We start from the raw sequence: 21,559 nt of genomic DNA, 5'->3' as shown, positions 1-21,559 counted from the left end.
TAGTTGTATATACACATGAAAGTGTAAAAATTTTTATTTTTTTTCGAGTTGTTCATTTGCTTCGTGCAATGTTTTGCTGAGAAGTTCGCTCTCTTCTTTCCCGAGAATGGAGGCATAGTTCGCAAATAACGTCTTCAACGATTGACGAAACTCTGTGTATGCTTCTTCTCCAGATGACGTTAACGCGATGTGCGATTGCTTTCCGATGACGTCACGTTGAATCAAGCCTAATTTCTCTAGTTTATCGAGGAAACGTGTACTCGTTGAAGGTGCGAGTGATAAGCGTTCGCTCAATTCTTTTTGAGTGATTCCAGGATGGAAATGCACGACGAGCATCAAATAATAGTAAGATGGAGCCAATTCACCATCGATTGCGTCATCCGCAAGCTTTGAGATGTTGCGTGCGAAGCGGCTAGCCGTGAAATAAAGACAATACATCAAAAGATCATCTTCTTCTTGAATACGTTCCATCGGATCCTCCTTCCTTAAACGTTTGTATATACAACTTAAAATAAAATGAGGCAAGTGTCAACGATGGACACTCACCTCAGGTTTATAATTCTTCGCCGAATAAATACGACACGACCATCGGGAAACGCTCGCGCCAGGCAAGTTCGTTATGAACACCCTCTTCAATCACTTCGAAACGGATGTGTTCGATCTTGTCTTTTAACAGGTTGTACACCCGTTCACTCGACTCGCGGTACATCTCGTTCGTCGGTCCGTTCTCCATCGGTTCTTCGACTTCTTTGGCACCGACGTCTAGATAAAGGCGTTCGACACCTTTTAAGTCACTCGCCTCAATCAATTGCTCCAGCTCGGTTTGATTGAACCAAAAGGCAGACGATAAAGAAGCGACACGTTTAAAGATTTCAGGATACACACACGCTGCGTAGACCGAGATGAGTCCACCCATCGAGCTTCCCATCATCGCCGTTTCTTTCGGAATGGTCCGGTAGTCGGCATCGATTTTTGGTTTCAATTCTTGAGCGATATATTCGATATACGCCGATCCTTCTCCGCCGAGGACGATATCTCGTCCGAGCAGGCTGTCCCCGATATATGGGTTTTCCCATGGTCCGTACTCATCGAGTCGTTTTTCCCCAGGTGCGCTATCGAGTGCGACGACGATCAAGTCACGTTTCGAGGCGTCTAAATATTCACCGACGCGCCAGCTCATGTTGTAGCTTGCCTCCTCGTCGGCGAAACAGTTTTGCCCGTCATGCATATAGAGAACGGGATACCGTTTTTCCGATGTCTCATAGTCGGCAGGTGTATACACCCGAACCGTTCGGGTGCGTTCGAACGGTGTAATCGTGATTTCTTTTGTCTCAATCATGAAGTGACCTCCTTTGCATTCTCTCTAAATGATACCCAACTTTTCGTCAGATTATAGCGATACCCAAAAAAACAAGCGTGTGGTACGATGGGGGTGTTGATTTTTAGACATTTAGAGGGGGTCTTCACATGGTAAATACGACGAAGTTAAAAGTGCAGGATGCAGAATTGTTTGAGGCAATGCAACACGAGCTCGGTCGTCAACGCGACAACATCGAACTCATCGCTTCAGAAAACTTTGTTTCAGAAGCGGTCATGGAAGCGCAAGGAGGCGTATTGACAAACAAATATGCCGAAGGATATCCAGGACGCCGTTATTATGGTGGCTGTGAATTTGTCGACGTCGCTGAAAACTTGGCGCGTGACCGTGCGAAAGCATTGTTCGGTGCAGAACATGCGAACGTACAACCACACTCTGGTGCACAAGCGAACATGGCAGTTTATTTCACAGTGCTTGAAGCAGGAGACACGGTGCTCGGGATGAACCTATCACACGGCGGTCACTTGACGCACGGTAGCCCGGTCAACTTCTCGGGAGTGCAGTATAACTTCGTCGAATACGGTGTAGACAAAGAGACAGAACACATCGACTATGACGTCGTCGCAGCGCTTGCGAAAGAACATAAACCGAAATTGATTGTCGCGGGAGCGTCGGCTTACCCACGCACAATCGACTTCGCGAAGTTCCGTGAAATTGCGGATAGTGTCGATGCGTACCTCATGGTCGATATGGCGCACATCGCTGGACTCGTGGCGGCAGGTCTTCACCCGAACCCGGTCGAGCATGCGGATTTCGTCACGACGACGACGCACAAGACACTTCGTGGACCACGTGGCGGTATGATTCTTTGTAAAGAAGAGTTTGCGAAAGCAATCGACAAATCCATCTTCCCAGGAATTCAAGGTGGACCGCTCATGCACGTCATCGCAGCGAAAGCAGTCGCGTTCGGAGAGGCACTCCAACCAGAATTCAAAGAGTATCAACGTCAAGTCATCGCCAATGCACAGGCACTTGCGGCTGGTCTTGAAGAAGAGGGGCTCCGAATCGTATCGGGCGGAACGGACAACCACCTCTTACTCGTCGACCTTCAAGGAATCGACATCACAGGGAAAGCGGCGGAACATGCGCTCGACGCTGCAGGGATCACGGTCAACAAAAATACAATCCCATTCGATCCAGCATCACCGTTCGTCACAAGCGGAATCCGTCTCGGCACGGCAGCAATGACGACACGTGGCTTCAAAGAGGGCGATATGCAAGAAGTGGCACGCTTGATCGGTCGTGTGCTTAAACAACATGAAGATGAGTCGGTACTCGCAGAAGCACTTCAAGACGTGCGTACGTTAACTGCGAAGTTCCCACTTTACCCAGAACGAGGCTGAGTCAATGGACATCCGGACACTCGCAGAACGAGAGCTATCCGAACTCCCATTGTTCGATATGACGGAATGGTTGGCTCGTAAGGGGGAACACGACCCATCTTTCCGTCTTGTCGCCAGTGAATTCGGGGTCATCACGACGCTCCTCGACCATGGCTATTACGAAGAAGCGAGCGAACGAATCGTGCCGCTCCTCGGGATGAAAGTGCCGGCAGCGTTCCATCGACTAGGTCTTGCGCTAGAAGTGAAGGCGAACGGGAAAAAAGCGGCCAAGCGCCGCTTTCGTTCGTTTTCTCCGGCCGTCATCCAGCATTCAGATTTAGCCGAGTGGCGACAGGCGTTCAAGTTTGATAAGAAATGGCTCGGTCTTCCGCTCGTCGTGGGACTTGCTGCCGCTGCGCTCGTGTTTTGGCCAGATACCGAACCTCCGATTGTCCCGCCAAGCGAGACCAATCAAGTCGTCGTCGAGACGGTGACCGAGGAAGAGGCGATGGCGGAGCGCTTGAAGGAACTAGAAGCGGAAGTCGCTCGACTTGAGAAGGAAAATGAACAGCTACAAGGTCAAGAAGAAGCACCAAGTGATTCAGTGGAAGAGAAGCCGGATCAAGCGACTGACGTCGTGCCGTTAGCGGAGGTCGAAGCGCTCGTACAAGACAAACAGTACGAGCAAGCTGAACAGTTGCTCGACGGAGAAGCGAAGGCAGGTCAAGAACAGGCGGTTGGATTTTATCGACTCCTTGTCGACAATAAGTTAGGAAAAGCGAAAATCGCGGATTACGCGGCTTATCTCGATTCCTATCCTGAGTCTGGGTATAAGGCAGATGTCCTATGGATGAAAGGGATCGCCGAGAAAAAAGCGGACGATCCTGCTTATCGGGATACGCTGACGACCGTGTCAGAAATGAAAGGAACGTATTGGGCGCCGATTGCGAAATCCGTGCTCGACGAGTGAGGTGTTGCGCAAGCAACGCCTTTTCTCATGAAATTCTAATAAACTCCACCTCGATTTCTCGTTTTCACATCGTATGATGCGAGTAGGAGGGATGCGTAGATGAAACGTTTACTGAAAATGATTGGGACTAGTTTATTGGCAATCGGCCTGATGGGAATCGGACTTGCCGGTTTCTTGTTCTTCACGACACCGGGGCAATCAAGCCTCACGCAACTGTCGCTCGCGGCAACGGGCATCGAGCAGCAAATCGAGCAAGTGGATGCAACGTGGGACCAATGGGAAGACCGTCTTGAACGACAAGTGGAATCAGCAATCCCGGAAGGTGTCCGTCTGTTTTTTGAGGATTGATTTCGGGAAATGAATACCAATACGTCGAGCGGTCCGCTCGGCGTTTTTTCAAAGGAGTGAGCAGGATGCAGACGATTCTGGTCGTAGAAGATGATTCGAAGATTGCGCGGTTACTGGAACTAGAGTTGAAACATGCAGGGTATGAAGTCGTCGTGGCGACAGATGGGCGTAGTGGTTTAGAGCGGGCCGTCGCCGACGAGATTGACCTCGTCTTACTCGATATCATGTTGCCTCAAATGAGTGGACTCGAGGTGGTCCGTCGATTAAAAGAAGAACGACCGCTGCTACCCGTTCTCATGGTGACGGCTCGGGGAGACCGCTATGACAAAGTGAGTGGACTCGACCTAGGTGCCGATGACTACATCACAAAACCGTTTGAAATCGAAGAAGTGCTCGCTCGAATCCGAGCGTTTTTGCGCATGCGCCAGCTCGTTCGGCAGGACCATTCCGAGCATGTCCTGACCTATGAGACACTCAAGGTCGATGTGAATCGACATGAAGTGTATTGCGAGGGAAATAAAATCGATTTGACGCGGCGTGAGTTTGACTTGTTGGTCTTCTTTTTAGAGAACCCCGAGCGCGTCTTGACCCGTGATCAACTCGTCGAACATGTGTGGGGATTTGATTACTTCGGTGATACGAACGTCGTGGACGTATATGTCCGTTATGTCCGAAAGAAACTGACCGGGTCTTGGATTCAAACCGTCCGTGGTGTCGGGTATATGTTGAAGCGTGGTGAGTGAGCATGTTACGTACAAAAATCGCCTGGGCGATGACCGGGTTCATGTTGCTGCTCCTTCTCGTCTCGTTTGGCGTGACATGGTTCGTCGCGAGGCAAGAGATTGTCGATTCACGTTTTGACGTGTTACTACAAGCGTTAAACTTATTAGAAGAAGACGTCCGAAACAGCGATGCCGTGCTGTCCCTTCACAAGGACAGTGTCGTCCTAGAGCGTCAAGAAAACGGGGAGTGGGGAATCATCGGTGGAGAAGTACCGGACGGGACGACTTTTCCCATCAATTACGGAGAACCCGCACTCATCGATGACTGGTTCGTCGTCGCCACGACGGATGGGCTGGCATTCGGGTTTCAAGACCGAGCGGTGAGTGACACGATTCAAGCGTTGGCGACAATTTTTCTCGTCATGTTTTTTCTAGCCGTCCTCTTGACGTTCCTCGGTACATGGTGGATTTTACGCCAAGGGCTGTCGCCGTTACGGCGATTGACGGAGACGATGGAACGGATTACCGAATCGGGCAAATTAGAAACGATTGAGGTCGATGACCGAAAGGACGAAGTGACACTCCTTTCAAACGGATTCAACCATATGATTGAACGGGTCGAAGGGACGATGGACCAACAGCGTCGTTTCGTCGCCGATGTTTCACATGAACTAAAAACACCGCTGACCGTCATCGAAGGCTACGCAAAATTATTGCAGCGCTGGGGACAAGAGGACGAGAGTGTCCGCGCCGAGGCCATCGATCATATTTTGACGGAGTCGCGACAGATGCGAAACGACTTGATTGAACCGATGTTGGAATTAAATCGCTTCGTTGCGCTTGAAGAGGTCGACCGAGAAGATATCGATTTAGCTGAGCTTGGCGACATGTTAATAGAACGATTTTTAAGGTCGCACGGCGTACACCTTCCCATCGATGCGAACGGTAGCTGGTATGGCCATCGTGAATCGTTACAACGTATTCTTGTCATTTTGATCGATAATAGTTTGAAATATGCAAAAGAGACGAACCTTCACCTGACAGACGATCGAATCGAAGTGCGCGATAGGGGACCTGTCTTGTCAGATGAGATAAGAGCTCGTCTGTTCGACCGGTTTTATCGATTGGATGAGGCACGAGACCGTAGCGGCAGTGGACTTGGTCTTGCGATTGCGAAGGAAGTCGCAGATGTGAACGGCTGGACGATTGGAAGCGAACCGAATGATCCTGATGGCAGTGTATTTTTCCTCACTCGATGATGAACATTTCGCATTTTCTCATCAACTTCTAATGAAGCCTTAAATGCTCTCTCACACACGAGGCTTATGATGAAAATAAGAAGAACACACAACGAGGAGGAAATGAACATGAAACGCATCGGCTGGATCATCGGAGCTTTACTTGGCGTCATGGCAATTGTAGGGATTGGGTTTTATGTGAGCGGGAATCAGACGGACACGGTCATCGTCCCGCAAGCGATCAATCAAGCGAGTGACGACTCAGCACAAGATCAATCGGATGATTCTGCGTCAGCAGAGGACTCAAGCGCCAACGCATCCGACGACTCATCATCTTCACGAGTAGAAGATGACTATGAACTATACGGGACGCTTGTCAGTCTGACAAAAGAGGATGTCACGATTAGCTTCAATGGAAAAGAATCGACGTACCGCTTAGCACAGACACATGAGATTGACGACGATACACCGCAAGTCGGTGACCGAGTAAAACTCGAATTGAATCGAAACGATGAAGTGAAAGAAGTGGACCGTGAGAGCGGAGATGACGATGCATACATTTCTGGCACACTCGTCAAACTCACAGATCAAGAAGTCACAATCAACATCGATGGAAAAGATAAGACGTATCCGCTCGCTGCACGATCTAAAATCGATGAGGACACACCTCGGGTCGGAGATCTTGTCAAACTTGAATTGAATCGTGATCAAGCAGTCATCGAAGTGGACAATGAATCCGATGATGATCAATATGAGCAAGAGGATTCTTCACAGGACGATTCATCACAAGATGACTCTTCTGAAGATGAACGTGAGAATGATTAATCAAAGAATCGAAAGAACTGATCTCTCAAGAGGTTGGTTCTTTTTTGGTAGATGTATACGCAGTCAAAAGCTTCTACCCAATCATCAGAAACGTAATAATTCTGAAATCATCACAAAAATAGGTTATATGTTATGATGTACAAGAAAAATTTAGGTGGTTTTCACCTAATTGGGAATGAGGGGAACATCAATGCGGACGTACTGGGGAGTCTTACTCAGTTGTATCTTGTTGAGTGGATGTGGTGCCGAGACGTTGAACGCGATTGAATTACGTCCTTTGTCATCTTATCGAGTCGAACAAGAGCCTGAAGTGGCATTAACTGAACAAACAAAAGAAAAGATGCTTACATATTGCGAGAAACGTCCGACCGATGTCTTACCGAAACGAAGAGCAAAAGTGGCGGAAGTGACATTCCGCCATCCCCTTTATGAAGCACTCGGCTATAAAAATGTGAAGTATTTTGCTGCGGGAGAAGAGCGATATCTCACTTGTGCTAACAGTAACCAATTGATGGAGCGGACGTTTGCAATCGAACCGATTGCAGAGTTTGAAGCACTCGACAAGGAACGATTCGTCGAATCCGAGGTCGTCTCGACGATTGAATTTGAACGCGTCGAGAACATGAAAGAAATTACGAGTGCGTTTAAGGTGAACGATGCACATGAAACGGTTATCCTGGATTCTGCATTCCGTTACACGACTCCTGACACAGGAGCAATTTATGTGACGTTCGAGACCATTCGGAACGGCCGTACGCTTGACCCGATTGTCGAACCGAAACTGTTTCCGTTTCAAAGTGGAGAAAACGAAGGCTATGTCTTTTTGACGAGACGGGCAGACAATCGAGTCGCTCTACAAATCGGGAAGACCCCTTCGCTTAGACAACTCGTTCTTCCGAGTATGTACGAAGCGCCGTACATGAAGGTCGATGCCAAAGAAGAAGAACTCTCGCTCGAAGGAAACCATCGAGAACTGATGAAACGAATCATCCTCTCGGAACAACCGATCGAGGAGGACGTGTCTGAACAAACCTCACTCGCACTCTCGAAAACGTACGGTACCGTCCTTGAAATCTGGGGGCACGTCCGCCGACCTGTTCCGAGCAAGATGTCGTCACGACCAGCGGATGAGGACATGCAACTCGCTGTCTTTGAATCAAGTCGAGATACGGTCTGGTTAGATGGACCAAAAACTCAAGAACTGTTTGATGAATTGTCTCACGTCCAAATGCGCGAGAAGCCGACGAATGCTGTCAACATAGGTCAATTACATTTATATAGAGAATTGACGAAACAGTCGTTTGACGTTTGGAAGACGGAAACCGAGCTCTATTTAATCGACCAAAAGACGTCACGGTCTTACGAACTTCCTGCCAACGATTATTTCTAGGTCAATTAACGTTCAGGGCGTCTGACCTCTGATAAAATAGAAGTTGGCTCTACCCATCTCAACAGAGTTAGGGTACAATGCTCGAGAGAGAATGAGAGAGGAGTGAAGCAAGATGGGAAAAGTACATGTTTATGACCATCCTTTGATTCAGCACAAAATGACGATTATGCGAAAAGTAGAGACGGGGACGAAGCAGTTCCGTGAACTCGTCGACGAAGTTTCTTCACTTATGGCATACGAAATCACGCGCAGCCTACCCCTAACAGATGTAGAAATTGAGACACCGGTCTCTGTTTCCACTCAAAAGATGATTGCCGGCAAGAAATTGGGAATCGTCCCTATTTTACGTGCAGGACTTGGTATGGTGGATGGGTTCCTCAAAATGATGCCGAACGTAAAAGTCGGCCACATCGGTCTCTATCGCGATCCGGAAACACTTGAGCCACACGAATACTACTTGAAGCTCCCGACAGACGTGACGGAACGCGACTTCATCGTCGTCGACCCGATGCTCGCAACGGGCGGTTCAGCTGCTGATGCCATCGCGGCTCTTAAAAAACACGGAGCGAAGTCAATCAAATTGGCTTGTCTGTGTGCAGCACCAGAAGGCGTAGAACGTGTGCAAGCAGAACATCCGGATGTCGAGATTTATCTCGCAGCACTCGATGAAAAATTAAATGATCACGGTTATATCGTTCCTGGACTTGGGGATGCGGGTGACCGTTTGTTTGGTACAAAATAAATAACTCATATGTAAAACGGACATCTCGCGGGAGATGTCCGTTTCTTTTAGATGTACAGAAGAGCGACCGCGAAGGCTGCTCTTTTTAGTTTGTTTCAATCAATCCTTCTTCGATCAAGAAGTCACGCGCGACTTTTTCAGGACGCTGTTTTTCGACATCGGCAAGGTAGTTCAATTCTTGCATGACCTCATCCGTGATTTTACCGCTTAGCGTATTCAAGACGCCTTCGAGCTCAGGGTGTTCTTGTAACGTCTCGTTGCTGACGATTGGGACAGCATAGTACGGTGGGAAAAATTGTTGATCGTCCTCAAGGACCGTCAAGTCAAAACGCTTCAATAAACCATCTGTCGAGAAACTATCGATGGCGTTGCTTTCATTATTCATAAGTGCTGTATAACGAAGTCCGCCGTCGACCGGTTTCACGTCTTGGAAGTTGAACGGATAGGTTTCTTTTAATCCAAGGTAACCGTCTTCTCGGTTCGAGAATTCAATCGTTGGACCGAAGACGAGCGTGTCGCTCACTTCCGCTAAGTCAGATACCGTCTTCAGGTCATACTTTTCGACATCTTCTTTTTTTACCGCAATCGCATACGTGTTGTTGAATCCAATCGGGTCGAGTGTCTGAATCCCGAAACGCTCATTGATTTGATCTTTGACATTCTCGTATACGGCATCCGGGTCGTTATCGACTTCTTGTTTCAAGACGTCGACCGACAGCGTTCCTGTGTATTCAACGTACGTATCAATCTCACCTGTCCGGAGAGCGCTGAATGCGACTTGTGTGCCCCCTAGGTTCAGTTGCCGTTTGACATCAAGGTCAGTCCGATCTTCAATCAAATCGGCAACCATGTTCCCGAGAATCAATTGTTCGGTAAAGTTTTTTGATCCGACGACAATCGTATCATCGTCTCGTGTGAAGGCATAAATCGATCCCGCGAGCAATAAGACTAACGCGGTCGAGATGACAAAAGCGGGTTTGACGACCTTTTTGGCCGTGCTACGTTTTTTCTTCTTCATTCGACCATCCGCTAAGACGATTCCGTTCGGAGCGACTTTATATTCGATTCGGCTGACGATGAAGTCGATGAGAAGCGCAAGTAATCCGGCTGGAATCGCGCCGGCCAAGATTTGATTGTTGTCGACCGTTTGAATCCCGGCGAAGACGAGATATCCTAAACCGCCGGCACCAACGAATGCGGAAATCGTCATCAATCCGACAGCCGTGACCGCTGAGATTCGAATCCCTGCCATAATAATCGGTAAGGCAAGGGGTAGTTGAATTTTACTTAAAATTTGTCGGTTCGTTAAGCCGATCCCTTTCGCTGATTCGAGCGTATCGCCAGGGATGCTTGAAAGACCGGTATACGTGTTTTTGACAATCGGTAAAAGCGAGTACAATACGACCATGATAATCGCAGGCGTCGATCCAATTCCGATAAACGGAATCAAGAAACCAAGAAGGGCCAAACTTGGGACTGCCTGGACGACACTCGTTAATCCGAGAGTCGGTTTGGCAAGGCGGGGTATACGTAAAATCAAAATCCCGAGCGGCACACCGAGAAGGACGGCAAGAGAGACGGCGAACACCGTTAGTTGGAGATGTTCGAGTAATAGCGTTCCGATTTGGCTTGTATTGTTTGTGAAGTAATCAAAAAAGCTTTGGATGGCATTCATACAGGTTCCTCCTCATGGTCTTGTGTAAATTGTTCACTGAGGACGGATAGTAAGCTGCTTCGTGTAATGAGGCCATGTAGTGTCGGGCCTTCGACGACGGGCAAGTAACCTTGGTCGCTCGTATTCATCACGTCTAATATATCGAGAAGGGAATCATCGATGGAGACGTACGCGTATTCGCGATTCATGACTTCTTCGAGTCGTTTCGTCTGATCGATATTTGCATTGATATCTTTCAACTTAATCAATCCTTGGAGCTTTCGGTCACGGTCGGTGATCAACAAGCTATCGACTTTACGCGAGCGCATGATTTCGATTGCTTGGAGGACCGTCCGTTTTCCGCTGATGGAAACAGGATCGACAATCATTATATCTTTTGCCTTAATGTATTCTGGACTGCTCCAAATTCGATTTTTACCGATGAACGATTCGACATATGCATCTTTTGGATGACGCAAAATCTGTTCCGGTGTATCGAATTGGACGATTTCGCCGTCTCGCATGATACAAATGCGATCGGCCAGTTTGATCGCTTCATCCATATCATGGGTGACGAATACAATTGTCTTCTTCACTTCTTCTTGTAAGTTAAAAAGTTCTTCTTGCAAATCGTTTCGCGTGACGGGGTCGAGCGCGCTGAACGGCTCATCCATCAAAATGACCTCAGGATCGTTCATTAAAGCGCGGGCGAATCCGATTCGTTGTTGCTGACCGCCGCTCAATTCACTCGGATATCGATCGATGAATTGGTCCGGGTCAAGTCCAACCATCTTTAGTAGGTGCTCGGTTCGAGCATCCATTTCTTGTTCAGCTTGCCCTCCTAGACTCGCAATCAATTGAATGTTTTCGCGAATCGTCATGTGAGGGAAGAGACCGGTTTGTTGAATGACATATCCCATTTGACGACGCAACTTGATTGGGTCCATCTTCCGAGTATCCTGGCCATTGACGATAATCGTTCCTTCTGTCGGCTCAATCAAGCGATTAATCATTTTTAGAGAGGTTGTTTTACCGCAACCAGACGGGCCGATAAACACGACGAGCTCACCTTTGTTGATGGTGAGATTCATTTCTTTTAAAACGGTCGTTTGCTTAAACGACTTTTTGACGTTTTTAAACTCAATCATACATTCACCCTTTTCAAATAATTATTTTCACATAATCATATATGCCCCATGTCAATGAACTGTAAACATTTCTTTTTGAAAAAGCGTTTACTTCTTATCAAAATCGGGGATTATAGTTCCCTTGTTTTGATTGGTGATAACGTCGCTTATAAGAGATGAATCGTGTGTGTGAAATCTATGGCGAACCTGAGGTCGAATGATGACTGTTTGAACGAACACATCGCATCGCTATTGACAAAATGCTTGATCTACTCGAGCTAAAAAATGAGCAGTCGTCTTTCAGTCGATGATGTAGTGAGTTCATTTTAAAGAGGAGTCACAAAATCGACACAAATATAAAGGAAGCTTATATGAACGTTAGAGTGATTAATTAGGGTATATCCTATCGTTTAAGGTTGATTTAAAGGGATTTCCTGACATTAAACGTTAAAAAGAATGGGTGTGAGAGACGTCACGGAAAATTGGTGAGAACCCCTCGACAGCGCGAAATGACTATCGTTATACTAAAACAGGGCGGTGAAAACGATTTCAAAATGAAGTCAACGACCGTTTCGTAACTCTTTGTGAACGTAAACGTTTACCGATTGAAATTTCCAAAACGTGGGGGTATAACTGAACTATTCTTCATCTGATTCCTTTTGTGAAATGTTATAAAGTCAACATTTTTATTTCAACGTTTCTTCACACTTTCTTTAAAAAGTGCATCATTCGTTTACTTTATGAAGTGCGTAAAACTATTGATACGACTTGATTTAAAGCGCTTTTATAATTGTGAAATTCATTGACTTCTTATGCCATTTCTATTACTCTGAACTTGTGTGACTTTTGATGGTCACGCGAGTGTGAATCCGTGAAGAAGAGAGAAGCGCATCGTGCGTGAAAGGGGGACCAGGATGGCGAAAAAAGACAATCGTTACCTATCCTATGCCTCGCTCGCTTCACAAATTTCAACAGCACTTGCTGGACCGATCGTCATCGGTTATCTCGTCGGACAGTACGGCGAAAGACGTGAATTTTGGGGCACGTTTGGTTGGAATGTGTCGATCATCCTCGGACTCGTGTTCGGGATTACGGCACTAGTTCTCACCCTTCGGAGTTTATTGACAGGAGAGGACGAATGAATACGATTCAAGCAGACAGAAAAGCACAGAAAGAACTGATGAAGCGTTATACGAAATGGTTTACCGTCTGGTTTGCGATTTTGCTCATCGGCGCATTCATCATTCCGATGTATAAAGCCGTATTTCTCGGGCTATTCATCGGTGGAGTCGGAAGTCTCATCATTCTACATATGCAGAATCGAAGCGTCATTCGCATGTATGACGTCATCGAGCATGGACGACGACCCAAGTCGCACGGGACCGTTTCAAGAATGGCGGTCGGTGCGTTAGCAGTGATAGTCGGTCTTCTTTACGAGGATCGGGTGTCCGTCATCGCGGTGGTAACTGGTCTAATCGCCGGCCACATCATACAATTTGGCGAGTTCACACTTGCCCAGCTCAGCAGGAAAAGAGGTGAATATTAATGGGTCATGAGTTTCCCACATATTCTCTGCACTTTGGGGACTATACGTTATACGGGAGCTGGACGAACGTCATTACAGTGCTAATAGCAGCGTTACTCGTCTTCGTATTCGCCATCTGGGGAACAAGACGTTTGGCTATGAAGCCGACTGGCAAACAAAACTTCATGGAATTCTTCGCGGAGTTCGTACGTGGAATCATCGCTAGTGCGATGGACTGGAAGACAGGAGGACGCTTTATCGGATTTGGGATGACGTTGATTTTGTTCATTCTCTTCTCAAACTTGATGGGTCTACCGTTTAACGTCATTTCCGGACACTATCTGTGGTTCAACTCACCGACAGCCGATCCTTATGTAACCTTGGCGTTGTCGACACTCGTCGTTGCAATGTCGCATTACTACGGGGTGAAGCTACACGGATTCAAGCACTATTCGGCGGAATTCGTAAAACCAGTCTGGTTCTTACTTCCGATCAAATTGATCGAGGAGTTTGCGAACACGTTGACGCTCGGTTTGCGTCTATACGGTAACATTTTTGCCGGTGAAATCATGATTACCATCATCTTGGGACTCGCGATTACAGCCGAAGGAGCACTTAACCCGCTCGGCGCAATCTTTGCGGTCTTCCCAATGATTCTATGGCAAGGTTTCTCAATCTTTATCGGGGTTATCCAATCCTACATTTTCCTGACGCTTGCAATGGTGTACATCGGGCACAAAGCTTCGGCCGAACATTGATTCGGACATCTCGCCAAAGCGTTACAAACAAATTATTTACTTAACTTTTAGGAGGAATATACACAATGGAACAACTTAATCTTCTCGCAACAGCACTTGTTATCGGTCTTGGAGCACTTGCAGCTGGTATCGGTAACGGTTTGATCGTATACGGAACAGTACAAGGACAAGCACGTCAACCAGAACTCAAAAACGAACTTCGTCAAACAATGTTCATCGGTATCGGTTTGGTTGAGGCCCTCCCGATCATCGGTGTGGCTGTCGGTTTCCTTCTCCTCAACTCTTGATTCCGAGTTAACGAGAATAGCATGAGAGGGAGCACGTCTCCCTCACTTATTTAGTCAAGAGGAGGGTATGCATGGATACGATGATGATTGCAGCTGGTGGCGGCGGCGAAGGCTTCCGCTTCCTAGATATGATCTTTACAATTTTCACATTCCTCGTACTCTTGGCCCTGTTGAAGAAATTTGCTTGGGGACCACTCCTTGGAATGATGAGACAGCGTGAAGAGTATGTAGCGAACGAGATTGAACTCGCTGAAAAGAGCCGCAAAGATGCGGAAAACTATGTCGTCGAACAACGTGATGCACTCAGTGCGGCACGTACAGAGTCGAAAGAAATGCTCGACGCAAGCCGTCGACAAGCAGAAGCAGAACAAGCACGCTTGGTGGAGCAGGCGCGTTTGGAAGCTGAACAAATTAAAATCGAGGCAGAGAAAGCGATTGAGCGTGAGCGTGAGCTTGCGAAACAATCCCTTCAAACGGAAGTCGTCACACAGGCGCTTTCGGCAGCACGCCACGTCCTTCAATCAGACCTTAAAGGCGATGAAGCGAAACAACGTGCCCTCGTCACAGACTTCCTGTCTAAAGCGAAAGGTGCGAACTGATGAACGCATCACTAGCAAAACGCTATGCCAAAGCGCTCTTCGACTTAGCACGGGAACAAGGCACGCTCGACCAAGTCGAAGCGGAAGTGCGTCTGCTCGATGAAGTGCTCCACGCGACTCCTGAACTCATGGATCTCTTAACGAATCCGGCAGTCAGTGACAGCGAGCTTGCACAGCTTTTAAAAGACAGCTTTGGTGATATGACGGCGATTGTCGTGAACACACTTCTCGTCATGGTCGAAAACGACCGTGCGGCAGAGGTTCGCGCTTTGCCACGTTACGTCCGCGACTACATCAACGACTACCGTGGGATTGCAGAGGGTATTGTCACTAGCGCCTACCCGTTGTCGGCAACAGACTTGAAAGACGTCGAACTCGTCTTCGGACAGAAGCTCGGGAAGACGCTCCAATTGAAGAACGTCGTCGATGAAGAAGTCATCGGTGGACTCCGTGTCCAAGTCGGATACACGACGTACGATGATACGATCGAAACGAAATTGACACGCCTCGAGCGTGAATTGTTGAATGCGTAAGAAATAGGGGTGAATTCAATGACAATCAAAGCTGAAGAAATTAGCGCCCTGCTAAAAGAACGAATCGCTTCGTACGGTTCTGAAATCGAAGTCAGCGAGACAGGTACAGTCATTCAAGTAGGTGACGGTATCGCTCGTGCACACGGACTCGATAACGTTATGGCGGGGGAACTCGTAGAGTTCTCTAACGGCGTAATGGGCTTGGCGCAAAACTTAGAAGAAGGTAACGTCGGGATTATCATCCTTGGCGATTACAAAGGCATTAAAGAAGGCGACTCTGTCAAACGTACGGGTCGCATCATGGAAGTACCAGTCGGTGAGGCACTCCTCGGACGTGTCGTGAACCCGCTCGGACAACCAATCGATGGTCAAGGACCAATCGTAACAGACACATATAACCCGATTGAGCGTAAAGCTTACGGCGTTATGGCTCGTAAATCGGTTCACGAACCACTTCAAACAGGAATTAAGGCGATTGACGCCCTCGTTCCAATCGGTCGTGGTCAGCGTGAGCTCATCATCGGTGACCGTCAAACAGGTAAAACATCGGTTGCCATCGATGCAATCATCAACCAAAAAGAAGAGAACATGATTTGTATCTACGTTGCAATCGGTCAGAAAGAATCGACTGTACGTGGCGTAGTAGAGACGCTTCGTCAAAACGGCGCGCTCGACTATACAATCGTTGTTTCGGCATCGGCATCACAGCCGGCACCACTTCTTTACCTCGCGCCATTCGCAGGGGTATCGATGGGTGAGTACTTCATGGACCGCGGACAACACGTCCTCGTCGTCTATGATGATCTCTCGAAACAAGCGGCAGCTTACCGTGAGCTCTCGCTCCTTCTCCGTCGTCCTCCAGGCCGCGAAGCCTACCCAGGGGATGTCTTCTACCTCCACTCACGCCTTCTTGAGCGTGCAGCGAAGTTGAACGACGAACTCGGCGGTGGTTCATTGACAGCACTTCCGTTCATCGAGACACAAGCATCGGATATCTCAGCATATATCCCGACAAACGTTATCTCGATCACAGACGGTCAGATCTTCCTTCAGTCGGACCTCTTCTTCTCTGGGGTACGCCCAGCGATCAACGCCGGTCTCTCAGTATCACGTGTTGGTGGTTCGGCACAGGTGAAAGCGATGAAGAAAGTTGCTGGTACACTTCGTCTTGACCTCGCGTCTTACCGTGAGCTCGAAGCGTTCGCTCAGTTCGGGTCAGATCTCGACAAAGCGACACAATCGAAGTTGAACCGTGGTCAGCGTACGGTTGAAGTCTTGAAACAAGACTTGAACGCACCGCTTTCTGTAGACAAGCAAGTTATCATCATCTACGCACTCACGAAAGGTCATCTCGATGACATTCCAGTCACAGACATCCGTCGTTTCGAAACAGAAATGAACGCATGGCTCGACCAAAACCGTAAAGACCTCTGCCGTGAAATCCGTCAGACAGGAAACCTTCCTTCAGACGAGGCAATGGTCGACGCAATTACGGAATTCAAAAAGACGTTCTCGCCATCGGTTTAATCCGGTGACGAGCGTCTATTAAGGTGGTGAATCGAAATGGCATCATTACGTGAGATCCAGATGCGGATCACCTCGACCCAAAGCACGAAGCAAATCACGAAAGCGATGAACATGGTGTCGGCATCGAAGTTGAACCGGGCCCAAGGGAACAACGCCAACTTCAAGCCGTACATGGACAAGTTGCAAGAAGTCATCTCGTCGATCGCCGGTGGTACATCAGGCGCGACACACCCGATGCTTCAAGTACGTCCCGTCAAACGGACTGGTTATATCGTCATCACGTCAGACCGCGGACTCGCAGGTGGATACAACGCCAGCGTCTTGCGTGACGTGTACCGTGAACTCAAAGACAAGCACACATCAACAGATGAGTATCGTCTTTACGTAATCGGAAAAGTCGGTGTCCAGTTCTTCAAGTCACGCAACATTCCGGTGTATAGCGCGATGACAGGGCTAAACGACCAACCAACTTTTGTTGAAGTCGCAGAAATCGTCAAGCAGACGGTTGGTGCCTTCAGCGAGAGCGAGATTGATGAATTGAAGCTTTGCTACAACTCGTTCATCTCGGTCATCAGCCAAGAAGTGAAGATTCAACAATTGCTCCCGCTCGGGGATATCGAACAGTCCGCATCCAATGTGATGTATGAATACGAACCAGAAGAAGAAACGATCTTAGCGGCGCTCCTCCCACGTTATGCGGAAGGACTCATCTACGGTGCATTGCTCGATGCGAAAGTATCGGAGCACGCAGCACGGATGACGGCGATGTCGAGTGCGACAGACAACGCGGATGAACTCATTCGCGGACTCAAGCTCAAATTCAACCGCGCGCGTCAAGCAGCGATCACACAAGAAATCACAGAGATTGTCGGAGGTGCGTCGGCGCTTGAATAAGCGCACGCTCTCTAGATTGTAGGAGGCTAACACGATGAACGAATACGGCATGAAAGGCCGCGTAGTCGCAGTCATGGGCCCAGTTATCGACGTTAAGTTCGACAACCACTTACCGAACATCTACAACGCTCTCAAAGTCACACACGTGGCAGCGACAGCAGACGATGTTAGTGTCGACTTGACGCTTGAAGTAGCTGTTCACCTTGGTGACGACACGGTCCGTACGATTGCGATGGACTCAACTGACGGCGTTCGCCGCGGTATGGAAGTACTTGACTTAGGATCACCGATTTCGGTACCAGTTGGAGAAATGACACTTGGACGTGTCTTCAACGTTCTCGGTAACCCAATCGATGATAAAGAAGTGGCAGCTGACGTGCTTCGTGCACCGATTCACCGTCAAGCGCCAACATTTGACGAATTGTCAACGAAAGTTGAAATCCTTGAAACAGGGATCAAAGTCGTCGACCTTCTCGCACCATACATCAAAGGTGGTAAAATCGGCCTCTTCGGTGGTGCCGGTGTAGGGAAGACCGTCCTCATCCAGGAACTGATCAACAACATCGCGCAAGAGCACAGCGGGATTTCTGTATTCGCAGGAGTCGGTGAGCGTACGCGTGAAGGAAATGACTTGTTCCACGAGATGACGGACTCAGGCGTTATCAAGCAAACAGCGATGGTCTTCGGTCAGATGAACGAACCACCTGGTGCACGTCTCCGTGTTGCCTTGACTGGTTTGACAATGGCAGAATACTTCCGTGACGAGCAAGGACAAGACGTTCTTCTCTTCATTGATAACATCTTCCGTTTCACACAAGCAGGTTCTGAGGTATCGGCCCTTCTCGGACGTATGCCATCGGCGGTAGGTTACCAGCCGACACTTGCTACGGAAATGGGTATGCTTCAAGAGCGAATCACATCGACTGCAAAAGGATCGGTCACTTCGATTCAAGCGGTTTATGTACCAGCCGATGACTATACGGACCCGGCTCCAGCAACAACGTTCGCCCACCTTGATGCAACAACAAACCTTGAGCGTCGTCTTTCGGAGATGGGGATTTACCCAGCCGTTGACCCACTCGCATCGACTTCACGTGCCCTCTCTCCTGAAATCGTAGGAAAAGAGCACTATGAAATCGCGCGTAACGTTCAACAGACGCTTCAGCGTTATAAAGAACTTCAAGACATCATCGCAATCCTCGGGATGGACGAGTTGTCTGAAGACGACAAACTCACGGTTCACCGTGCACGTCGTATTCAGTTCTTCTTATCACAAAACTTCCACGTGGCTGAGCAGTTCACGGGCCAAAAAGGTTCGTACGTGCCAGTCAAAGAGACAGTACGCGGCTTCAAAGAGATCCTCGAAGGTAAACACGACGATCTTCCGGAAGATGCATTCCGTCTCGTTGGTCCAATCGAAGACGTCATCGAAAAAGCGAAGACGTTGGTCTAAGACCTACGCGGAAGGGGGAAACTAGACGATGAATACTGTTCACGTCAACGTCGTCACCCCGGATGGTGCAGCTTTTGAAGGGGACGCACGAATGGTCATCGCCAAATCGGTCACTGGTGAGCTCGGTATTTTACCGAAGCACATCCCGATGGTGACACCACTCGACGTCTCAGTGCTCAAACTGCGCCACGAAGATGGTGGACGCACGCTGATCGCAATCAGCGGCGGTTTCATGGAAGTTCGTCCCGATACGGTGACGATCTTAGCTGAAACAGCCGAAATGGCGGATAAGATTGACTATGACCGCGCTTCTGCGGCGAAGGTTCGGGCCGAGCGTCGTCTTCAAGACACGAAGCTCTCAGAACTCGAATTCCGTCGTGCGGAACTTGCGCTCAAAAAAGCGATCAACCGCTTAAGCATTCGCGATATGAAAGAATAACAATGACTCTCACACGAAAGTGTGGGAGTTTTTTGTATTTGACGGACAATATAGGTCTTTCGTCATAAACCTAAATCATGGGATTAGTAAAAAATATAGAGAAGATGACCGATATTAAGGGAGGGAATGATCGTAAAGGAGAGTAGGAAATGAAAGTTTACGTTGCGCGACAACCGATTTTTGACCAACAATTACGCGTTTGCGGCTACGAACTGTTGTATCGCCGCAGCGAAAATAATATTTTTGAAAATGTCGATGATTCGTTAGCAACGGCTGACGTGATTCATAACGCCTATCTCGTTTTTAATTTTCGGGAGTTAACCGAAGGGACGAGAGCGTTCATCAACTTTCCACAAACGTTGATTGAAGGAGAGGTGCCATCATTGTTACCTCGTCAATCCCTCGTCGTAGAAGTACTTGAGCACGTTGAGCCGACCGAGAAAGTGTTGCAGTCTCTTCGGTCGCTCAGACGCCAGGGATACACGATTGCACTGGATGACTTTGTGTTTGAAGAAAAGTATCGTCCTTTTATCGGATTAGCTGACATCATCAAGATTGATTACCAAGCTACACCGGTTGAGCAGCAACAAAAGTTAATCGATGCTCTCGGACATCGGGTCGAATTTTTAGCGGAAAAAATCGAGACGCCGGCAGAGTATGAGATTGCGAAACGATTAGGATATAAGATGTTCCAAGGTTATTTCTTTAGCCGACCGATTGTCATACACGGGGCAGAAGTCCACCCACTGCGTCATACGCTCATTGAGGTGTTGAAAGAACTGGATCGCCCAGAACCTAGTTTCCGTCGTATTTCAGCACAAATCGAACGGAGTGTCGACTTATCGTATAAAATGCTTCGTTCCGTCAATACGGTGTATCAAAAAGGTCGTCGCACAATCCAGTCCATCGAACAAGCCGTTGCCCGAATCGGGTTAGATGAATTAAAACGTTGGTCCTATCTAATGTTACTTCGCGAGATGCAGATGTCTGAATCAAAGGAATTAATTAAACAAAGCGTCATTCGAGGGAAGATGATGGAGTTGATTGCGGAGAATACAAATAGTGGCGTCAATTCATTTGATGCCTTTATTACAGGAATCTTCTCATCGCTCGATGTCATTCTGGATGAGGCGATGCAGACGTTGATTGCAGAGCTTCCTGTAGCCCCTTCCGTGAAAGCGGCGCTACTCGGAGAACCGAACGAATTGCGGGTGTTGCTCGAGGATGTCATCGCTTATGAGCGGTTGACAATCCCTATTCATAACATAGATTCAAATTGGACTCAATACTACCTTGAAGCGATTCGATGGTCCCGTAACCTTGACGAATCGAGTGAATAATGTTTGAAATATGTGAGGGGCGTCAATTACTGTAGTAAGGCCTTACTGCGGATGACGTCCCTTTTGGTGTGCTTGTGGAGAAAGTGAGTTGGTCGAATGGTCTAAAACCGCTCGAAGCTTGAGACACTGTGTCTTTTTTTCTCTAACATGACATGATATGATTAAAAATGGTACGAATTTTAGAAAAGAGGGGAATCGTCGATGATCAATACCGTATTTTCGCTAGCGATTTACGTCATAGCGATTTACGTCGCTTGGTGGGCACTCTTACCCGTCAAATGGGACAAGTTGCTTAATCAAGTGAGGAGCCCGCAAGCAGCTGTCTTGCGCGTTCTCGTAGCCGTCGTCTTCGGTTCGTTGATTGCTCAGTTCTTTTTGGAGTATATCCGATTGGCACAAGAGCTCGCACCTATACAGTAGCCACAGAATGTTTAACAAACTGTAATCCTGCTGTAACGACTCCTATATGTTTATCATGTAGGATAAAT

General features: G+C 48.0%; 24 protein-coding genes. 20 read left to right on the top strand and 4 right to left on the bottom strand.

All coding sequences use genetic code 11. From position 1 onward, the window contains the following. Window positions 1–33: 33 nt before the first annotated feature. Window positions 34–471: a MarR family winged helix-turn-helix transcriptional regulator gene (locus tag KNO99_RS01255; protein WP_214744578.1), complete on the bottom strand. Its 438-nt coding sequence runs from the start codon at window positions 469–471 to the stop codon at window positions 34–36. An 82-nt stretch (window positions 472–553) separates the two neighbouring features. After that, window positions 554–1,339, bottom strand: coding sequence for an alpha/beta hydrolase (locus tag KNO99_RS01250; protein WP_214744576.1), 786 nt, complete (start codon window positions 1,337–1,339; stop codon window positions 554–556). 128 nt (window positions 1,340–1,467) lie between these two features. Between KNO99_RS01250 and glyA the strand changes: the two genes are divergently transcribed. The 8 genes from glyA (at window position 1,468) to upp (ending at window position 8,935) form a co-directional block, all read left to right on the top strand. Next, complete coding sequence (gene glyA / locus KNO99_RS01245; protein WP_214744574.1) at window positions 1,468–2,721, top strand: serine hydroxymethyltransferase; 1,254 nt, start codon at window positions 1,468–1,470, stop codon at window positions 2,719–2,721. 4 nt (window positions 2,722–2,725) lie between these two features. Continuing rightward, window positions 2,726–3,670, top strand: a complete 945-nt coding sequence (locus KNO99_RS01240; protein WP_214744572.1) for a hypothetical protein — start codon at window positions 2,726–2,728, stop codon at window positions 3,668–3,670. A gap of 99 nt (window positions 3,671–3,769) precedes the next feature. After that, window positions 3,770–4,018 (top strand): hypothetical protein, encoded by a 249-nt coding sequence (locus KNO99_RS01235; RefSeq protein WP_214744570.1) that lies wholly within the window; start codon window positions 3,770–3,772, stop codon window positions 4,016–4,018. A gap of 65 nt (window positions 4,019–4,083) precedes the next feature. Further along, on the top strand, window positions 4,084–4,761 hold the full coding sequence (locus KNO99_RS01230; RefSeq protein ID WP_214744568.1) for a response regulator transcription factor: 678 nt from the start codon (window positions 4,084–4,086) through the stop codon (window positions 4,759–4,761). Window positions 4,762–4,763: 2 nt separating this feature from the next. Beyond that, complete coding sequence (locus KNO99_RS01225) at window positions 4,764–5,999, top strand: HAMP domain-containing sensor histidine kinase (protein WP_214744566.1); 1,236 nt, start codon at window positions 4,764–4,766, stop codon at window positions 5,997–5,999. Between the two features lie 108 nt (window positions 6,000–6,107). Continuing rightward, entirely contained in the window at window positions 6,108–6,803 is a 696-nt protein-coding gene (locus tag KNO99_RS01220) for a hypothetical protein (protein WP_214744564.1), read from the top strand. Between the two features lie 190 nt (window positions 6,804–6,993). After that, window positions 6,994–8,193, top strand: coding sequence for a hypothetical protein (locus KNO99_RS01215; RefSeq protein WP_214744562.1), 1,200 nt, complete (start codon window positions 6,994–6,996; stop codon window positions 8,191–8,193). Window positions 8,194–8,305: 112 nt separating this feature from the next. Beyond that, window positions 8,306–8,935 carry a uracil phosphoribosyltransferase gene (gene upp, locus KNO99_RS01210; protein WP_074035874.1) on the top strand — a complete coding sequence of 210 codons (630 nt, stop codon included), beginning with the start codon at window positions 8,306–8,308 and terminating at the stop codon, window positions 8,933–8,935. A gap of 85 nt (window positions 8,936–9,020) precedes the next feature. Here the strand turns inward: upp and KNO99_RS01205 are convergent, their stop codons facing one another. Further along, window positions 9,021–10,610, bottom strand: a complete 1,590-nt coding sequence (locus KNO99_RS01205) for an ABC transporter permease/substrate-binding protein (RefSeq protein WP_214744560.1) — start codon at window positions 10,608–10,610, stop codon at window positions 9,021–9,023. Next, a complete protein-coding gene (locus KNO99_RS01200) occupies window positions 10,607–11,737 on the bottom strand; it encodes an ABC transporter ATP-binding protein (RefSeq protein WP_214744558.1) in 1,131 nt (376 codons plus the stop codon). Before KNO99_RS01200 ends, KNO99_RS01205 begins: the two co-directional genes overlap by 4 nt. 893 nt (window positions 11,738–12,630) lie before the next feature. Between KNO99_RS01200 and KNO99_RS01195 the strand changes: the two genes are divergently transcribed. The 12 genes from KNO99_RS01195 to KNO99_RS01140 all read left to right on the top strand — a co-directional run bounded on the left by KNO99_RS01195 (window position 12,631) and on the right by KNO99_RS01140 (window position 21,491). Next, window positions 12,631–12,858 (top strand): hypothetical protein, encoded by a 228-nt coding sequence (locus KNO99_RS01195; RefSeq protein WP_026825087.1) that lies wholly within the window; start codon window positions 12,631–12,633, stop codon window positions 12,856–12,858. Then, the gene (locus tag KNO99_RS01190; protein ID WP_074035876.1) at window positions 12,855–13,262 is read left to right on the top strand and encodes an ATP synthase subunit I; all 408 of its coding nucleotides are present in this window, start codon (window positions 12,855–12,857) and stop codon (window positions 13,260–13,262) included. Before KNO99_RS01195 ends, KNO99_RS01190 begins: the two co-directional genes overlap by 4 nt. Then, a complete protein-coding gene (gene atpB / locus KNO99_RS01185) occupies window positions 13,262–13,999 on the top strand; it encodes a F0F1 ATP synthase subunit A (RefSeq protein WP_074035878.1) in 738 nt (245 codons plus the stop codon). Before KNO99_RS01190 ends, atpB begins: the two co-directional genes overlap by 1 nt. A 65-nt stretch (window positions 14,000–14,064) precedes the next feature. Continuing rightward, on the top strand, window positions 14,065–14,286 hold the full coding sequence (gene atpE / locus KNO99_RS01180; RefSeq protein ID WP_012727360.1) for a F0F1 ATP synthase subunit C: 222 nt from the start codon (window positions 14,065–14,067) through the stop codon (window positions 14,284–14,286). Between the two features lie 71 nt (window positions 14,287–14,357). Further along, on the top strand, window positions 14,358–14,885 hold the full coding sequence (gene atpF / locus KNO99_RS01175; protein WP_214744556.1) for a F0F1 ATP synthase subunit B: 528 nt from the start codon (window positions 14,358–14,360) through the stop codon (window positions 14,883–14,885). Beyond that, a complete protein-coding gene (locus KNO99_RS01170; protein WP_074035886.1) occupies window positions 14,885–15,418 on the top strand; it encodes a F0F1 ATP synthase subunit delta in 534 nt (177 codons plus the stop codon). Before atpF ends, KNO99_RS01170 begins: the two co-directional genes overlap by 1 nt. An 18-nt stretch (window positions 15,419–15,436) precedes the next feature. Next, window positions 15,437–16,945, top strand: a complete 1,509-nt coding sequence (gene atpA / locus KNO99_RS01165; protein ID WP_214694518.1) for a F0F1 ATP synthase subunit alpha — start codon at window positions 15,437–15,439, stop codon at window positions 16,943–16,945. A 36-nt stretch (window positions 16,946–16,981) separates the two neighbouring features. Further along, window positions 16,982–17,839: an ATP synthase F1 subunit gamma gene (gene atpG / locus KNO99_RS01160; protein ID WP_074035890.1), complete on the top strand. Its 858-nt coding sequence runs from the start codon at window positions 16,982–16,984 to the stop codon at window positions 17,837–17,839. A gap of 34 nt (window positions 17,840–17,873) precedes the next feature. Continuing rightward, window positions 17,874–19,292, top strand: coding sequence for a F0F1 ATP synthase subunit beta (gene atpD / locus KNO99_RS01155; protein WP_305794020.1), 1,419 nt, complete (start codon window positions 17,874–17,876; stop codon window positions 19,290–19,292). Between the two features lie 28 nt (window positions 19,293–19,320). Continuing rightward, on the top strand, window positions 19,321–19,731 hold the full coding sequence (locus KNO99_RS01150; protein WP_012727354.1) for a F0F1 ATP synthase subunit epsilon: 411 nt from the start codon (window positions 19,321–19,323) through the stop codon (window positions 19,729–19,731). A 149-nt stretch (window positions 19,732–19,880) separates the two neighbouring features. Then, window positions 19,881–21,071, top strand: a complete 1,191-nt coding sequence (locus KNO99_RS01145; protein WP_214744555.1) for an EAL and HDOD domain-containing protein — start codon at window positions 19,881–19,883, stop codon at window positions 21,069–21,071. Between the two features lie 201 nt (window positions 21,072–21,272). Beyond that, a complete protein-coding gene (locus tag KNO99_RS01140) occupies window positions 21,273–21,491 on the top strand; it encodes a DUF1146 family protein (protein WP_074035896.1) in 219 nt (72 codons plus the stop codon). Window positions 21,492–21,559 lie beyond the last annotated feature (68 nt).

The sequence above is a fragment of the Exiguobacterium sp. s189 genome, from assembly GCF_018617615.1.
Taxonomy (GTDB): Bacteria; Bacillota; Bacilli; order Exiguobacteriales; family Exiguobacteriaceae; genus Exiguobacterium; species Exiguobacterium aestuarii_A.
Note: the sequence above shows the minus strand (reverse complement) of the source record. Positions and strands in the feature narration are given on the sequence as shown.

What these genes read in the sequence shown, in the direction of transcription:
- atpE (WP_012727360.1), top strand. Translation starts at nt 14,065, where the DNA reads ATGGAACAACTTAATCTTCTCGCAACAGCACTTGTTATCGGTCTTGGA.
- KNO99_RS01230 (WP_214744568.1), top strand. Translation starts at nt 4,084, where the DNA reads ATGCAGACGATTCTGGTCGTAGAAGATGATTCGAAGATTGCGCGGTTA.
- atpF (WP_214744556.1), top strand. Translation starts at nt 14,358, where the DNA reads ATGGATACGATGATGATTGCAGCTGGTGGCGGCGGCGAAGGCTTCCGC.
- KNO99_RS01255 (WP_214744578.1), bottom strand. Translation starts at nt 471, where the DNA reads ATGGAACGTATTCAAGAAGAAGATGATCTTTTGATGTATTGTCTTTAT.
- KNO99_RS01250 (WP_214744576.1), bottom strand. Translation starts at nt 1,339, where the DNA reads ATGATTGAGACAAAAGAAATCACGATTACACCGTTCGAACGCACCCGA.
- KNO99_RS01215 (WP_214744562.1), top strand. Translation starts at nt 6,994, where the DNA reads ATGCGGACGTACTGGGGAGTCTTACTCAGTTGTATCTTGTTGAGTGGA.
- atpD (WP_305794020.1), top strand. Translation starts at nt 17,874, where the DNA reads ATGAACGAATACGGCATGAAAGGCCGCGTAGTCGCAGTCATGGGCCCA.
- KNO99_RS01140 (WP_074035896.1), top strand. Translation starts at nt 21,273, where the DNA reads ATGATCAATACCGTATTTTCGCTAGCGATTTACGTCATAGCGATTTAC.
- KNO99_RS01200 (WP_214744558.1), bottom strand. Translation starts at nt 11,737, where the DNA reads ATGATTGAGTTTAAAAACGTCAAAAAGTCGTTTAAGCAAACGACCGTT.
- KNO99_RS01190 (WP_074035876.1), top strand. Translation starts at nt 12,855, where the DNA reads ATGAATACGATTCAAGCAGACAGAAAAGCACAGAAAGAACTGATGAAG.
- atpA (WP_214694518.1), top strand. Translation starts at nt 15,437, where the DNA reads ATGACAATCAAAGCTGAAGAAATTAGCGCCCTGCTAAAAGAACGAATC.
- upp (WP_074035874.1), top strand. Translation starts at nt 8,306, where the DNA reads ATGGGAAAAGTACATGTTTATGACCATCCTTTGATTCAGCACAAAATG.
- KNO99_RS01145 (WP_214744555.1), top strand. Translation starts at nt 19,881, where the DNA reads ATGAAAGTTTACGTTGCGCGACAACCGATTTTTGACCAACAATTACGC.
- KNO99_RS01240 (WP_214744572.1), top strand. Translation starts at nt 2,726, where the DNA reads ATGGACATCCGGACACTCGCAGAACGAGAGCTATCCGAACTCCCATTG.
- atpB (WP_074035878.1), top strand. Translation starts at nt 13,262, where the DNA reads ATGGGTCATGAGTTTCCCACATATTCTCTGCACTTTGGGGACTATACG.
- atpG (WP_074035890.1), top strand. Translation starts at nt 16,982, where the DNA reads ATGGCATCATTACGTGAGATCCAGATGCGGATCACCTCGACCCAAAGC.
- KNO99_RS01150 (WP_012727354.1), top strand. Translation starts at nt 19,321, where the DNA reads ATGAATACTGTTCACGTCAACGTCGTCACCCCGGATGGTGCAGCTTTT.
- KNO99_RS01170 (WP_074035886.1), top strand. Translation starts at nt 14,885, where the DNA reads ATGAACGCATCACTAGCAAAACGCTATGCCAAAGCGCTCTTCGACTTA.
- KNO99_RS01235 (WP_214744570.1), top strand. Translation starts at nt 3,770, where the DNA reads ATGAAACGTTTACTGAAAATGATTGGGACTAGTTTATTGGCAATCGGC.
- KNO99_RS01205 (WP_214744560.1), bottom strand. Translation starts at nt 10,610, where the DNA reads ATGAATGCCATCCAAAGCTTTTTTGATTACTTCACAAACAATACAAGC.
- glyA (WP_214744574.1), top strand. Translation starts at nt 1,468, where the DNA reads ATGGTAAATACGACGAAGTTAAAAGTGCAGGATGCAGAATTGTTTGAG.
- KNO99_RS01220 (WP_214744564.1), top strand. Translation starts at nt 6,108, where the DNA reads ATGAAACGCATCGGCTGGATCATCGGAGCTTTACTTGGCGTCATGGCA.
- KNO99_RS01195 (WP_026825087.1), top strand. Translation starts at nt 12,631, where the DNA reads ATGGCGAAAAAAGACAATCGTTACCTATCCTATGCCTCGCTCGCTTCA.
- KNO99_RS01225 (WP_214744566.1), top strand. Translation starts at nt 4,764, where the DNA reads ATGTTACGTACAAAAATCGCCTGGGCGATGACCGGGTTCATGTTGCTG.